The following is a 14,639-nucleotide window of genomic DNA, read 5'->3' as shown; positions in this document are numbered from 1 at the left end:
CGCGTTCGATCACGCGTTGCCGGCTCGCAACGTGCGACTGCACTTTACTGGCAGCCGCGGCCCCCAACTAGGTGTTCTCGGCGTTGGTGCGCGGGAATCCGCCACCCTGCGGGAAGAGCGGGAAGACGACGTCGTCGACCTTGTCGGGGTCACCGGAGGTCCTGTTGACGGTGCCGCCCCACACGTTGCCGTCCGGTGAGAGCTGCAGGGCCCAGGCGTGTCCGTGCACGTCCTGCCTGATGACCTCCGGGTCACCCGTGACCGCACCGGTATCGGGAGCCAAGCGGACGGCGACGGTCTGCTTGGTGTTCACCAGGTTCACCAGGACGGTGCCGTCGGTGACCACGCAGCCGGCGATACCCGGCTTGTCCGGCCACGTCCACACGGTCGACACCACCGAGTCCTTGGTGATGCGCTGCAGTCGGTCACCGGTCGGTGTCCGGTCGGTGACGAACTGGGAACCGTCGGCCGGGTCCATGCACAGTCCGCCGGCGGCACCGATGCCGCTCAGCGCGGTCGTTGGCGGGGCCTGATTCACCGTCGTCGGCTGCTCGATGCGAATCAGCTTGCCTGCCAGCGAACCCGGGTCGGATGCCTGGCCAGGATCGCCCGCGTCGCCGGTGAGCACTTCCAGCGTGGTGGGACTGGTGAACATGAGCGCGCCCATGTTGCCGGTCGCCCCCTTCGGGATGCCCGTCAGGATCGGCTTGGGCACGTCGCCGTCGGCGATCCGGACGACGCGGTTGTCGCTGGGCGTGCTGATGTAGGCGTACATCAACCGGTCCTGCCCGTAGGACGGCGACAACACGATGTCCATCAGGCCGCCGTCTCCGGAGGGATCGACGGGAATCACCAGCTTGACGTTGGGTTCGGCGTTGGTCGCGATCTCCTTGACCGCGCCCGTGGTGCGCTCGGCCACCAGGGCCGACTTGCTGTCGGGACCCATGATCAGCCCGCTGGTGCTCTCCAGACAGCCCTGCATGACGCCCTTCGCGTCGCAGGCCTTCGGGAACGGCTGGGCGGGTAGGGGAGGCGGCGGCGGTGGCTCCTCGCTCGGGGGCGGGGCCATCTCCGGTTGGGTGGTGAACGGCTGGGACTGGTTGTCGTCGAAACGGGCGCAACCCGCCCCGGCCAGCAACGCCGCACACAGCAGCACCAGCACACTCCGCGTTGGCCGGTGCATACTCATGCCCGCCAGATTACGGATCGCCGGGCCATGCGCGCCACGTCGACGGGTGCGCCGCGCGTGGCGACGCGGCGAATCTCGGCGCGATCGGACCGCGCCAATCCACGATTCGCAGGTAATCAGCACTTACGCTGGAAACGTGACCAGTACATCTCACGATCCGCGCGCATGGCAGAGACCGGAAGACCTCGCCGCACGCCCTGCGTCGGCGCGCCTGGTCGACCCGGAGGACGACGTCCCGTCGAGTCCCTACGCCGGCGACTTCGAGACCACCGCCATCCCGCGTTACGACTCCGGCACGCCCAGCCAGGAGAACTCCGGGTACGGGCTGCTGCACGAACCGGAGCCGCTGCCGTACGTGCAGCCGGCGGGCAGATACCAGACGCAGTCCGCCGAGCCCACCGAGATCGAACCGGACGGCGTGGGGATGGACGACGCCGCGGGTCGCCGCGGCACCCAGGATCTCGGTCTGATGCTGCTTCGGGTCGGCCTCGGTGCCCTGCTGATCGCCCACGGTCTGCAGAAGGCGTTCGGCCTGTGGGGCGGGCAGGGCCTCAACGGGTTCGAGCAGTCGCTGGTGGACATGGGCTACCGGTACGCGAACATCCTGACCTACGTCGCCGTCGGCGGGCAGATCGGCGCGGGCGTTCTTCTGGTGCTGGGACTGTTCACCCCGGTCGCCGGGGCCGCGGCGGTGGCGTACCTGATCAACGCGCTCTTGGCGGCCGTCGCGGCACAGCCCGCCGGTGGGTACCGCGCGTTCTTCCTGCCGGACGGACACGAATACCTCGTCATGCTCTTGGTGTTGGGCGTCGCCCTGGTGCTCACCGGGCCGGGTCGCTACGGCTTCGACGCAGGCCGCGGCTGGGCGAGGCGTCCGTTCGTGGGATCCGCCGTCGCGCTAGTGCTCGGCGTCGGCGTCGGTATCGGCGTGTGGGTGCTGCTGAACGGCGTCAACCCGATCGCCTGACCCGGGCTAGGCGTACGGGTTGGGGACGCGGCCGTCGGTGGCGGCCGTCAACTGCGGGATCGTGGCGAAGGTGACCGCGGGCAGCCGGAGGTCCGAACCGTCCTTCAAGTGGGCCGACGCCCAGACCTTCCTGTCGAAGCGCAGCCCGTCGACGTCTTCCCAGGCAACCGTTCGACTGCCGACCAGAGTGCGCGCCGTGACGGTGTCCCGGCTGGCGGTCGTGCGGTAGCGGGCCACCGCCAGCGTCAGCACGACCGGGATGATCAGCAACGCTGCGAACCACACCGGGCCGGCGAACACCAGGGCGGTCAATCCGAGGGTGAAGAAGCCGACCGCGAAGTAGGCCATCGGCGAGATCCTGATGACGACGGGTGCCGAGGGTGCTGCAGCGGATGGTGAACTCACGTGACCATCCTTCCACCGGTGGGCGGCCCGGCGGAATTTGACCTTTGAGCAGTGCGGAGGCTACCGTCGGGTGTCATGAAGCCCGTCTTGATTCTCGTAGTACTTGGTTCGCGCGTTGGTGCGTAACCCCGACTGAGTAACCAGTCAGAGCCTACGAGCCGACGCGCAACCCTCGTGCAGCATCCGCTGACGGGGGTTTTTTGTTGCCCACCTTCAGACCCAACCAGGACGTAGAGGACACCGTGAGCGCACCGACCACGCGACCACCCGAGCCGGACACGCGCGCCAATGGCACGCCCGCCATCTCGACACCACCCGCGGCGCAGCCGAAACGTGTTGCCCCGGAACAGATGACGGGCGCAAAGGCAGTCATCCGGTCGCTCGAGGAGCTCGACGTCGACACCATCTTCGGCATTCCCGGTGGGGCCGTTCTCCCGGTCTACGACCCGCTGTTCGACTCGCAGAAGCTGCGTCACGTGCTGGTGCGTCACGAACAGGGCGCAGGTCACGCCGCGAGCGGATATGCCCACGCCACCGGCAAGGTCGGCGTGATGATGGCGACCTCCGGTCCCGGTGCCACCAACCTGGTCACTCCCTTGGCCGATGCCCAGATGGACTCGATCCCCGTCGTCGCCATCACCGGACAGGTCGGCCGCGCCCTCATCGGCACCGACGCCTTCCAGGAGGCCGACATCTCCGGCATCACCATGCCGATCACGAAGCACAACTTCCTGGTCCGCAATGGTGACGAGATCGCCCAGGTGATGGCCGAGGCGTTCCACATCGCCAAGTCGGGCCGTCCCGGAGCCGTTCTGGTGGACATCCCGAAGGACGTGCTGCAGGCGCAGTGCACCTTCAGTTGGCCGCCGAAGATCGACCTGCCCGGGTACAAGCCGAACACCCGGCCGCACAGCAGGCAGATTCGCGAGGCCGCCAAGCTCATCGGCACCGCGCGCAAGCCGGTGCTGTACGTCGGCGGCGGCGTCATCCGCGGCGAGGCGACCGATGAGTTGTTTGAGCTGGCCGAACTGACCGGGATTCCGGTCGTCACCACCCTGATGGCCCGCGGGGCGTTCCCCGACAGCCATTCGCTGAACCTCGGCATGCCGGGGATGCACGGCACCGTCGCGGCGGTGGGCGCCCTCCAGAAGAGCGACCTGCTGATCGCGCTCGGGACGCGGTTCGACGACCGGGTCACCGGCAAGCTGGACTCATTCGCGCCGGACGCCAAGGTGATTCACGCCGACATCGATCCGGCCGAGATCGGCAAGAACCGCAACGCCGACGTGCCGATCGTGGGTGACGTCAAGAACGTCATCACCGATCTGCTGGGGGCGCTGCGCCGCGACGGCCTGTCCGCTGACACGCTGGACCTCGACGACTGGTGGGAGTACCTGCGTGGCGTGCAGGCGACCTTCCCACTGAGCTACGGGCCCCAGAGCGACGGCAGCCTGAGCCCCGAGTACGTCATCGAGACGTTGGGCCGCATCGCCGGGCCGGACGCGGTGTACGTGGCGGGCGTTGGGCAGCACCAGATGTGGGCCGCGCAGTTCATCTCCTACGAGAAGCCCAAGACGTGGCTCAACTCCGGTGGCCTCGGCACCATGGGCTACGCGGTGCCCGCCGCCATGGGCGCCAAGTTCGGTAGGCCCGAGGCCGAGGTGTGGGCCATCGACGGTGACGGCTGCTTCCAGATGACCAATCAGGAACTGGCCACCTGCGCCGTCGAGGGCGCGCCCATCAAGGTCGCCGTCATCAACAACGGCAACCTCGGCATGGTGCGGCAGTGGCAGACGCTCTTCTACGAGAGCCGCTACTCGCAAACGGGTCTGTCCACGCACTCCCGTCGCATCCCCGACTTCCTCAAGTTGGCCGAGGCGCTCGGTTGCGTCGGATTGCGTTGTGAGCGTGCCGAAGACGTCGAGGACGTCATCAACCAGGCCAGGGCGATCAACGACCGGCCGGTGGTGATCGACTTCATCGTCGGCGCCGACGCCCAGGTGTGGCCGATGGTGGCCGCAGGCGTCAGCAACGACGAGATCCAGGCCGCGCAGGGTATTCGGCCGCTCTTCGACGATCAGGGCAACGAGGGGCACGCCTAATGGCCATCCAGACCCACACCCTGTCGGTGCTCGTCGAGGACAAACCCGGCGTGCTGGCCCGCGTTGCGTCGCTGTTCTCCCGGCGCGGCTTCAACATCCAGTCGCTGGCCGTCGGCGCCACCGAGCAGAAGAACCTCTCCCGGATGACGATCGTCGTCTCGGTCGAGGACTTTCCGCTCGAACAGATCACCAAGCAGCTCAACAAGCTGATCAACGTGATCAAGATCGTCGAGCAGGACGAGGACAACTCGGTCTCGCGTGAGCTGGCGCTGATCAAGGTCCGCGCCGACGCCACCACCCGCGGTCAGATCATCGAGGCGGTGAACCTCTTCCGCGCCAAGGTCGTCGACGTCTCCGCCGAGTCGCTGGTGGTCGAGGCCACCGGCACCCCCGGCAAGCTGACGGCCCTGCTGAATCTCCTCGAGCCGTATGGCATCAGGGAGATCGCGCAGTCGGGCATGGTGACGCTGGCCCGCGGGCCGCGTGCCATCGTCACCAGCAAGTAAACGATTTAGACGAAGAACGAACGAAGAAAAGGAAATTCACTGTGGCAGTTGAGATGTTCTACGACGACGATGCAGACCTGTCGATCATCCAGGGACTCAAGGTCGGTGTCATCGGATACGGCAGCCAGGGACATGCGCATTCGCTGTCGCTGCGGGATTCGGGCGTTCAGGTCAAGGTCGGTCTCAAGGAGGGCTCCAAGTCCCGTGAGAAGGTCACAGAGCAGGGTCTCGAGGTCGACACGCCGGCCGAGGTCGCCAAGTGGGCCGACGTGATCATGCTGCTGGCTCCCGACACGGCGCAGGCCGAGATCTTCACCAACGACATCGAGCCGAACCTGGTTGCCGGCAACGCGTTGTTCTTCGGCCACGGCCTGAACATCCACTTCGACCTGATCGAGCCCGCAGACGACATCACCGTCGGCATGGTCGCGCCGAAGGGCCCCGGCCACCTGGTGCGTCGCCAGTTCGTCGACGGTAAGGGCGTGCCCTGTCTGATCGCGATCGACCAGGACCCCACCGGCGAGGGTCAGGCGTTGGCGCTGTCCTACGCCAAGGCGATCGGCGGCGCCCGCGCGGGCGTCATCAAGACCACGTTCAAGGAAGAGACCGAGACCGACCTGTTCGGTGAGCAGGCCGTGTTGTGCGGTGGCACCGAGGAATTGGTGAAGGTCGGCTTCGAGGTCATGGTCGAGGCGGGCTACGCCCCCGAGATGGCCTACTTCGAGGTGCTCCACGAGCTCAAGCTCATCGTCGACCTGATGTACGAGGGTGGCATCGCACGGATGAACTACTCGGTGTCCGACACCGCGGAGTTCGGCGGGTATCTGAGCGGTCCCCGTGTTATTGATGCCGACACCAAGGAGCGGATGCGCGCGATCCTCAAGGACATCCAGGACGGCACGTTCGTCAAGGAACTCGTCGCGAACGTCGAGGGCGGTAACAAGCGCCTGGAGAAGCTGCGCAAGGAGAACGCCGAGCACCCGATCGAGGTCACCGGCAAGAAGCTGCGCGACCTGATGAGCTGGGTCGACCGGCCCATCACCGAAACGGCTTAGCTCCACTCCATCAAGGGATTTCGGCGCGTAAACGTTCGCTTGTCGAACGTTTGCGCGCCGAAATCGCGCTAGGGGGCGAGGTTCGGCAGCGTCTTGATGCCGAACTCGCGGCGCAGCATGGTGCGTGCCGCGTAGTAGCCGGCCATGCCGTGCACCCCGCCACCCGGCGGAGCGGCCGACGAGCAGAGGTACGCCTTCGGGATCGGCGTCGACCACGGGTCGAGGCGCAGAGTCGGGCCGGTGAGGGCGCTGAACATGTTGTTGCCTCCCACGCCGATGTCACCGCCGACGAGGTTGGCGTTGTGCTCCGCCAGTCGCGACGCCGGCACGCTGCGCGCAGCCACCACCACGTCGCGGAATCCCGGAGCGAACCGTTCGAAGACCTTCGTCACGGACTCGGCCATGTCGACGTCGGAACCCGACGGCACGTGTGCGTAGGTCCACAGCGGCCGTCGTCCCTCGGCGTCGATGCGGCCGGGGTCGGCGAGGTGGGGGAGGGCGGCGAGGATCATCGGCCACTCGGCGAGGCGACCGCGGGCGATCTCCTTTTCGGCGAGCGCCATCTGGGATCGGGTACCGCCGAGGTGCAGAGTCGGCGCGTGCGCCAATCGCGAATCACGCCAGGGGATCTCGTCGGACAGCACGAAGTCGACCTTCGCGACGCCGGGACCGAAGCGGTAGCGGCGCAACGCCTTTGCGTAGCGCGGCGGAAGTGTCTCACCGTAGATCCGCAGCAGCGCCGTCGGCGCCGTGTCGTATAGGACCACGCCGTCGGGTGGGCGGGTGACCTCCTCGCCGAGCACCAATTCACCGCCGTGGGACCGCAGATCGGCGATCAAGGCGTCGGGAATCGCTTGCGACCCGCCAACCGGGATCGGCCACCCCACGGCGTGTGCGAGCGTGGCCAACATCAAGCCGGCGCCCGAGGACACCAGCGACGGCATCTGCGAGATGGTGTGTGCCGCCACTCCACTGAACAGCGCGCGGGCATCCTCACCGGTCAAACTGCGCCATAGCGGGGTGCCCTGGGCGAGCAGTCGAGGGCCGACGCGCAATGCCACCGGTATCGACGGCGGGATGGAGCGCTTGTCGCCGAGCATCAGCCCCACGACGTCGTCGCAGTCCGCCGCGAGCGGCCCAAGGAGCCGCCGCCAGGAGGCGCCGTCATCGAGCTCGTCGCACGTGCGGCCGAGGTCGGTGTACCCGATGGCGGCGGGCCTGTCGGGCAGCGGATTGCCGTAGGCGATGTCCGGGACGGACAGCTCGACGCCGCGGGCCCGCAGATCGAACTGAGCGAAGAACGGGGACGCCAGCGCCAGCGGGTGCACCGCCGAACAGATGTCGTGGCTGACGCCGGGATACTCCGGGTCGGGCAGGGTCCTCGCCCCGCCGCCCGCGGTCGGTTGCGCCTCGATGACCCGCACCGATAGCCCGGCCCTGGCGCAGATCACGGCGGCGCTCAGGCCGTTGGGCCCACTCCCGACGACGGTGACGTCTGGTATTCCCCGAGTCGCTTCGCTCCTGCCCGCCATGCAGTCATTACAGCCCACTACGCTATCCGCGTGAGCCTGCCCGTTGTTTTGATCGCCGACAAACTCGCCGAATCTACCGTTGCCGCCCTGGGAGACCAGGTCGAGGTGCGCTGGGTCGACGGCCCCGACCGGGAGAAACTGCTGGCCGCGGTCGCCGACGCCGACGCCCTGCTGGTGCGGTCGGCGACGACGGTGGACGCCGAGGTCATCGCTGCCGCGCCCAAGCTGAAGATCGTGGCCCGCGCCGGGGTCGGTCTGGACAACGTCGACGTCGACGCGGCCACGGCGCGCGGGGTGCTGGTCGTCAACGCACCGACGTCGAACATCCACAGCGCCGCCGAGCACGCCCTTGCGCTGCTGCTCGCCGCGGCCCGCCAGATCCCCGCCGCGGACGCGACGCTGCGGGAGCACACGTGGAAGCGCTCGAAGTTCTCCGGCACCGAGATCTTCGGCAAGACCGTCGGCGTCGTCGGCCTCGGTCGGATCGGTCAGCTGGTCGCGCAGCGCTTGGCGGCCTTCGGCGCCCACATCACGGCGTACGACCCCTATGTCTCGCAGGCCCGCGCCGCGCAGCTCGGTATCGAACTGCTGACCCTCGACGAGCTGCTGGGTCGTGCCGACTTCATCTCCGTGCACCTGCCCAAGACCAAGGAGACGGCCGGTCTGATCGGCAAGGAGGCGCTGGCGAAGACCAAGCCTGGCGTCATCATCGTCAACGCCGCCCGTGGCGGGCTGATCGACGAGCAGGCCCTCGCCGATGCGATCACCAGCGGGCACGTCCGCGGCGCCGGACTCGACGTGTTCTCCACCGAACCGTGCACCGACAGCCCGCTGTTCGAGCTGCCGCAGGTCGTCGTCACCCCGCACCTCGGGGCGTCGACGGCCGAGGCGCAGGACCGGGCGGGAACCGACGTCGCCGCGAGTGTGAAGCTCGCGCTCGCCGGTGAGTTCGTGCCCGACGCCGTCAACGTCGGTGGCGGCGTGGTGGGCGAGGAAGTCGCGCCGTGGCTGGACCTGGTGCGCAAGCTGGGGCTGCTGGTCGGTGCGCTGTCCGCCGAGCTGCCGACCACGCTGTCCGTCGACGTCCGCGGCGAGCTGGCCTCCGAAGACGTAGGCGTGCTTCGCCTTTCGGCCCTTCGCGGCTTGTTCTCCGCCGTGATCGAGGACCAGGTGACCTTCGTCAACGCACCGTCGCTGGCCGCCGAGCGCGGCGTGGAGGCCGTCATCGGCACGGCCCCGGAGAGTCCGAACCACCGCAGCGTCGTCGACGTGCGGGCGGTGTCCGCCGATGGCTCGACGGTCAACGTCGCGGGCACGTTGTCGGGGCCGCAGCAGGTGCAGAAGTTGGTGCAGATCAACGGACGCAACCTCGATCTACGCGCCGAAGGCGTGAACCTGATCATCAACTACAGCGATCAGCCGGGGGCGCTCGGCACGATCGGAACGCGACTCGGCGGTGCCGGGGTCAACATCCTCGCCGCCCAGCTGAGTCAAGACGCCGAGGGTGAGGGAGCGACGATCACGCTGAGACTCGACCGTGAGGTGCCCGACGACGTTCTCACCGCGCTCGGCAGCGATGTCGGCGCGACGACCCTGGAATTGGTGGATCTGTCGTGAAACTGGCCGTCATCGCCGGCGACGGCATCGGACCCGAGGTCATCGACGAGGCCATCAAGGTGCTCGACGTCGTCACCCCCGGCGTCGAGAAGACCACCTACGACGTCGGGGCGCGGCGCTACCACGCCACCGGTGAGGTCATGCCCGACGGACTGGTCGACGAACTACGGACCCACGACGCCATCCTCTTGGGCGCGATCGGCGATCCGTCGGTGCCCAGCGGTGTCCTCGAGCGGGGCCTGCTGCTGCGGATGCGGTTCGAACTCGACCACCACGTCAACCTCCGCCCGTCGAAGCTCCATCCAGGGGTCACCAGCCCGCTGGGCGACGTCGACATCGACTTCGTCGTCGTGCGGGAGGGCACCGAGGGTCCGTACACCGGAACCGGCGGGGCGATCCGCGTCGGCACACCGCACGAGGTGGCCACCGAGGTGAGCCTCAACACCGCGTTCGGCGTGGAGCGGGTGGTCCGCGACGCATTCGCGCGGGCCTCGAAGCGACGCAAGCACCTGACGTTGGTACACAAGACCAACGTGCTCACGTTCGCCGGCAAGCTCTGGTCGCGCATCGTCGAGGAAGTCGGCCGAGACTTCGCCGACGTGGAGGTCGCCTATCAGCACATCGACGCGGCGACCATCCACATGGTGACCGACCCGGGCCGCTTCGACGTCATCGTCACCGACAACCTGTTCGGCGACATCATCACCGACTTGGCCGCAGCGGTGTCCGGCGGCATCGGGCTGGCTGCCAGTGGCAACATCGACGCGACGCGCACCAACCCGTCGATGTTCGAGCCGGTGCACGGCAGCGCGCCCGACATTGCCGGCAAGGGCATCGCCGATCCGACCGCGGCCGTCATGTCGGTGGCGTTGCTCCTCGCCCACGCCGGGGACGACGCGGCGGCGGCGCGGGTGGACCGGGCGGTGGAGGAACACCTCGCCACCCTGGGCGGTGCGAAGCTCTCGACGTCGGAGGTCGGCGACCGCATCGTGGGTCTGCTGTAGCCCCTTGTCGCTGCGCGCGAAGGTCACGCTGACCCGTCAGTGCTGGCTGTTCGCGATCGGATCCACCCTGTTCGCCACGGGCACCGCTCCCGGGTTCGCCGCGGCGGCCGGGGTGGGCGCGGCCAACGTGTTCTGCTTCGTCGGCTCGTGGTTCTTCACCAGTGCGGCGTGGATGCAGCTGGTGCGCTCGGGTCCCGAGGGTAGCAACGAATGGCGCTCGGCAGCAGTGCAATTCGGCGGCACCGTGCTCTTCAACGTCAGTACCGGCGCCTCGGTGTGGGCGCATGCGGTACTCGCCGAACGCAGGCTGGTGTGGGCCCCCGACGCCACCGGGTCGCTGGCCTTCCTCGTCAGCGCGGTGTTCGGCATCGTCGCCGTGAGCGCGAGCATCGGCCGCTGGGTGCCCGCGTCGCGGGACTGGCAGGCGGAGTGGATCAACATGGTCGGCTGTATCGCCTTCGCCGCCAGCGCCATTGGCGCGTTCGTCTTCAAGACGGGCAGTATCGCCGACGAGGCGCTCGCCAACCTGGGCACCTTCATCGGAGCGTTGTGCTTCCTCGCGGCTGCGTTGCTCGTGCTGCCGCGGCGTCAGCCGCTCGGCAGCTGACGTCGCAGCGGATCGGCGTCCACCGGCACCAGCGGAAGTGCCAGCAACGGGAAGAGGGCGCACACGGCGAACGCCACGGGGAAGCCGGCGGCGGTGATCAGCGCGCCGAACGCGGGCGGCACGATGCCCGCCGTCAGCAGTTGGCTGGTGTTCTGCGTGCCCAGGGCGCGACCGCTCCAGAAAGGACCCGCCAGTTCGGCGATTGCCGTGAACGCCAAACCGTTGTCGGACACCGTGACCACCGAGGCGACGACCATCACCGCCACGGACAGCGGGGAGTGAAAGAGGTCCGTGACCGCGAGGAGGCCCATCGCCATCGCGGCGCCGATGGCGATGGTGCGGATGGGGTGCAGTCGTGAGCCGACCATGTCCGACCAACGACCGGCGCCGATTCTGCCCGCCGCACCGAAGAGTTGGGCGACGGTGACCATCGCACCCGCCGATGCCGCCGACCAGCCGCGGTCGGTGATCAGCCACACGAGGGTGAACGTCCACATCACGCACTGCGGGACGACGAGCAGCACCGAGACGGCGTGGATGCGCCACAGCGTCGTCGCGCCGCGATAGGGGTTGGCGAGGTCGTCGGCAGGGGCATTCGCGCGCGGGGGGCGCGGCGGGTCGAGGACCCCCATGGCGCTGATGACGGCGGCGACGCCGCATGCGATGGCGGGAAACAACAGGGCCCCGGTGACGCCCCTGGCCTCAGCCAATTGCGGAATCACCAACGCGCCGAGGCCGACCCCCAGCGGCTGTGCGGTCTGGCGGATGCCCATCACCAGGCCGCGTCGGTGTGGCGGAAACCAGCCGACCACCAGACGTCCGCTGGCGGAGTTGCTGCTTGCGGCCGCCATTCCGCCGAGGAACAGGAAGACGCCCACCGCGACGAGGGAGTGCACCGACGCGGCGGCGAAGGCGGCGGCCGCCGTCAGTGCGGACCCCACGGCCAGCACCAGGCGTTCGCCGAATCGGTCGACGACGTAGCCCCAGGCGATGAGGGTGGTGACCATGCCGAAGCTGGGTAACGCCGAGACGAGGCCCGCCTCGGCCAGGTCCAGGCCGCGCTCGGTGTGCAGGGTCGGGATGAGGAAGGCCACACCGTTGATGAAGACGTTCGCGCACAGTGTGGTGGTCAGCGCAATGACCAGCATGGACCATCGGCGCACGGTGCCGATCGTCGCAGTGGTCATGCCTCCATGGTGGCCTGCCCGTCCCACGATGCCGAATGCGGATCTCAACGTGTAGGATGACGGGGACACCGAACCGGTGTGGGCGGGCCTGAGGATCCCGCGTGATCAGCCCTCACTAGGCTGTTCGAAATGCGCCTCGGTCGAATTGCCAGCCCGGATGGGGTCGCCTTCGTGAGCATCGAGGGGGATCCAGCAGCAGACGCGGTCGCCCGCGAAATCGCCGAGCACCCGTTCGGCAACCCCACCTTCACCGGTCGCTCCTGGCCGCTGGCCGACGTCCGACTGCTCGCGCCGATCCTGGCCAGCAAGGTCGTCTGCATGGGCAAGAACTACGCCGCCCACGCCGCGGAGATGGGCGGTGAGGCCCCCGAGGATCCGGTGATCTTCCTCAAGCCCAACACCTCGATCATCGGACCCAACGTGCCCATCCAACTGCCCGCGGACGCCAATCCCGTGCACCACGAGGGAGAGTTGGCCGCCGTCATCGGCAGGCCATGTAAGGACGTACCCGCTGCGAAGGCCGCCGAGAACATCCTGGGCTACACCATCGCGAACGACGTGTCCGCGCGCGATCAGCAGAAGAAGGACGGCCAGTGGATGCGGGCCAAGGGGCATGACACGTTCTGCCCGGTCGGCCCGTGGATCGACACCGACGTCAACCCCTTCGATCTCGACATCCGCACCGAGGTCAACGGCCAGGTGCGCCAGAACAGCAACACGTCGCTCATGATCCACGACATCGGCGCCATCATCGAGTGGGCGTCGGCGGTGATGACCCTGCTGCCGGGTGACCTGATCCTGACCGGTACTCCTGAGGGCGTGGGTCCCATCGAGGACGGGGACACGGTGAGCATCACCATCGAGGGCATCGGCACACTCACCAATCCCGTGGTGCGCAAGGGTAAGTCATGACGTCGGAGGTGCGGGTCCGCTTCTGCCCGTCGCCGACGGGAACCCCCCACGTGGGGTTGGTGCGCACGGCGCTGTTCAACTGGGCGTACGCCCGCCACACGGGTGGCACGTTCGTGTTCCGCATCGAGGACACCGACGCCGCGCGCGACAGCGCGGAGAGCTACGCCGCCATTCTCGATGCGCTGCGTTGGCTCGGGCTCGACTGGGACGAGGGCCCCGAGATCGGCGGGCCGTATGCGCCCTACCGGCAGTCCGAACGCAGTGAGATCTACCGCGACGTCGTCGCACGATTGGTCGCTGCGGGCGAAGCGTACGAGGCCTACTCGACAGCCGAGGAGGTCGAGGCGCGCCACCTCGCGGCCGGACGAAATCCGAAGCTGGGCTACGACAATCACGACCGCACGCTGAGCGACGAGGATCGCGCCACGTTCGTCGCCGAGGGACGCAGACCCGTCCTGCGGCTGCGGATGCCCGACGAGGACCTCACGTGGAACGACCTGGTGCGCGGGCCGACCACGTTCGCTGCGGGCACGGTCCCCGACTTCGCCATCACGCGCGGCAGCGGAGATCCGTTGTACACCCTGGTCAACCCCGTCGACGATGCGCTCATGAAGATCACCCACGTGCTGCGCGGTGAGGACATCCTTCCGTCGACGCCCCGGCAGATCGCGCTATATCAGGCGCTGATGCGTATCGGTGTCGCCGAGCGGGTCCCCGAATTCGCCCACCTGCCAAGCGTTCTCGGTGACGGCAACAAGAAGCTCTCCAAGCGCGACCCGCAGTCCAATCTCTTCCTGCACCGCGACCGCGGTTTCATCCCGGAGGGATTGCTGAACTACCTGGCTCTGCTGGGCTGGGGGATCGCGGACGACCACGACCTGTTCAGCCTCGACGAGATGGTCGCCGCATTCGACGTCACGGACGTCAACTCCAATCCCGCCCGATTCGATCAGAAGAAGGCCGACGCCATCAACGCCGAGCACATCCGGATGCTCGACGGCGCCGCGTTCGCCGCGCGACTGCGCGACTACTTCGTCGCGCACGGGCACGACACCGGCCTGGACGACGCCGGTTTCGCCGAGGCCGCGGGTCTGGTGCAGACGCGCATCGTGGTCCTCGGCGACGCGTGGGAGTTGTTGAAGTTCCTCGACGACGCCTCGTACGCGCTCGACGAGAAGTCCGCGGCCAAGGAGTTGCGCGCCGACGCCGTCCCGGTGCTCGACGCGGCACTCACCGCCCTCTCCGAGGTGGGCGATTGGACCGCCGAACCCATCGAAGCGGCACTGAAGGCTGCGCTCCTGGAGAACCTCGAGCTGAAGCCACGCAAAGCCTTCGGTCCAATCCGGGTGGCCGTCACCGGTGCCTCGGTCAGCCCGCCGCTCTTCGAGTCGATGGAACTGCTTGGTCGCGACCGCAGCATCGCCCGATTGCGGGCCGGCCGCGATCTCGCCGCCATGGCGGCGTGAAATCGGGTGCCGAAATCTTTGGTAGTGTGCTCGTCGGTCGGTGATTGCAAAGGCTGGTTCGCCCCAGCCGTTGCTCACTTCGAAGTAGGC

13 protein-coding genes are annotated in these 14,639 nt (G+C 68.0%); 9 read left to right on the top strand and 4 right to left on the bottom strand.

The features are described 5' to 3' along the window. Positions 1-67: 67 nt before the first annotated feature. Positions 68-1,189 carry a PQQ-dependent sugar dehydrogenase gene (locus QUE68_RS18895; RefSeq protein ID WP_284235674.1) on the bottom strand — a complete coding sequence of 374 codons (1,122 nt, stop codon included), beginning with the start codon at positions 1,187-1,189 and terminating at the stop codon, positions 68-70. Between the two features lie 136 nt (positions 1,190-1,325). Here QUE68_RS18895 and QUE68_RS18890 point away from each other — a divergent pair, with 136 nt between their 5' ends. Continuing rightward, positions 1,326-2,156 (top strand): DoxX family protein, encoded by an 831-nt coding sequence (locus tag QUE68_RS18890; protein WP_284235675.1) that lies wholly within the window; start codon positions 1,326-1,328, stop codon positions 2,154-2,156. 6 nt (positions 2,157-2,162) lie between these two features. Here QUE68_RS18890 and QUE68_RS18885 read toward each other — a convergent pair whose 3' ends face one another. Further along, positions 2,163-2,504, bottom strand: a complete 342-nt coding sequence (locus QUE68_RS18885; protein ID WP_284231118.1) for a PH domain-containing protein — start codon at positions 2,502-2,504, stop codon at positions 2,163-2,165. 299 nt (positions 2,505-2,803) lie between these two features. Between QUE68_RS18885 and QUE68_RS18880 the strand changes: the two genes are divergently transcribed. Genes QUE68_RS18880 through ilvC form a run of 3 tightly spaced genes read left to right on the top strand, consistent with a single transcriptional unit; the run spans position 2,804 to position 6,224 of the window. Beyond that, positions 2,804-4,663: an acetolactate synthase large subunit gene (locus tag QUE68_RS18880; RefSeq protein WP_284235676.1), complete on the top strand. Its 1,860-nt coding sequence runs from the start codon at positions 2,804-2,806 to the stop codon at positions 4,661-4,663. Beyond that, positions 4,663-5,169, top strand: coding sequence for an acetolactate synthase small subunit (gene ilvN, locus QUE68_RS18875; protein ID WP_284227714.1), 507 nt, complete (start codon positions 4,663-4,665; stop codon positions 5,167-5,169). The genes QUE68_RS18880 and ilvN overlap by 1 nt, the downstream gene beginning before the upstream one ends. A 41-nt stretch (positions 5,170-5,210) precedes the next feature. Then, complete coding sequence (gene ilvC, locus QUE68_RS18870; RefSeq protein WP_284227713.1) at positions 5,211-6,224, top strand: ketol-acid reductoisomerase; 1,014 nt, start codon at positions 5,211-5,213, stop codon at positions 6,222-6,224. Between the two features lie 68 nt (positions 6,225-6,292). Here ilvC and QUE68_RS18865 read toward each other — a convergent pair whose 3' ends face one another. Continuing rightward, positions 6,293-7,756 (bottom strand): phytoene desaturase family protein, encoded by a 1,464-nt coding sequence (locus tag QUE68_RS18865; protein WP_286274255.1) that lies wholly within the window; start codon positions 7,754-7,756, stop codon positions 6,293-6,295. Positions 7,757-7,786: 30 nt separating this feature from the next. Here QUE68_RS18865 and serA point away from each other — a divergent pair, with 30 nt between their 5' ends. The 3 genes from serA to QUE68_RS18850 are packed head-to-tail and all read left to right on the top strand — an operon-like array spanning position 7,787 to position 10,984. Beyond that, positions 7,787-9,373 (top strand): phosphoglycerate dehydrogenase, encoded by a 1,587-nt coding sequence (serA, locus tag QUE68_RS18860; RefSeq protein WP_284227711.1) that lies wholly within the window; start codon positions 7,787-7,789, stop codon positions 9,371-9,373. Then, the gene (locus QUE68_RS18855) at positions 9,370-10,377 is read left to right on the top strand and encodes a 3-isopropylmalate dehydrogenase (protein ID WP_286274254.1); all 1,008 of its coding nucleotides are present in this window, start codon (positions 9,370-9,372) and stop codon (positions 10,375-10,377) included. Before serA ends, QUE68_RS18855 begins: the two co-directional genes overlap by 4 nt. Before the next feature lie 10 nt (positions 10,378-10,387). After that, complete coding sequence (locus QUE68_RS18850) at positions 10,388-10,984, top strand: hypothetical protein (RefSeq protein ID WP_286275871.1); 597 nt, start codon at positions 10,388-10,390, stop codon at positions 10,982-10,984. Here QUE68_RS18850 and QUE68_RS18845 read toward each other — a convergent pair. After that, positions 10,966-12,171, bottom strand: coding sequence for an MFS transporter (locus QUE68_RS18845; RefSeq protein ID WP_286274253.1), 1,206 nt, complete (start codon positions 12,169-12,171; stop codon positions 10,966-10,968). The two genes, QUE68_RS18850 and QUE68_RS18845, sit on opposite strands and share 19 nt — an antisense overlap. A gap of 129 nt (positions 12,172-12,300) precedes the next feature. Here QUE68_RS18845 and QUE68_RS18840 point away from each other — a divergent pair, with 129 nt between their 5' ends. Together QUE68_RS18840 and gltX are read left to right on the top strand one after the other, a co-directional pair. After that, entirely contained in the window at positions 12,301-13,083 is a 783-nt protein-coding gene (locus QUE68_RS18840; protein WP_284227707.1) for a fumarylacetoacetate hydrolase family protein, read from the top strand. After that, positions 13,080-14,549 (top strand): glutamate--tRNA ligase, encoded by a 1,470-nt coding sequence (gene gltX / locus QUE68_RS18835; RefSeq protein WP_286274252.1) that lies wholly within the window; start codon positions 13,080-13,082, stop codon positions 14,547-14,549. Before QUE68_RS18840 ends, gltX begins: the two co-directional genes overlap by 4 nt. Positions 14,550-14,639 lie beyond the last annotated feature (90 nt).

The sequence above is a fragment of the Mycolicibacterium sp. TUM20985 genome, assembly GCF_030295745.1.
In the GTDB taxonomy this organism is placed as follows: Bacteria; Actinomycetota; Actinomycetes; order Mycobacteriales; family Mycobacteriaceae; genus Mycobacterium.
Note: the sequence above shows the minus strand (reverse complement) of the source record. Positions and strands in the feature narration are given on the sequence as shown.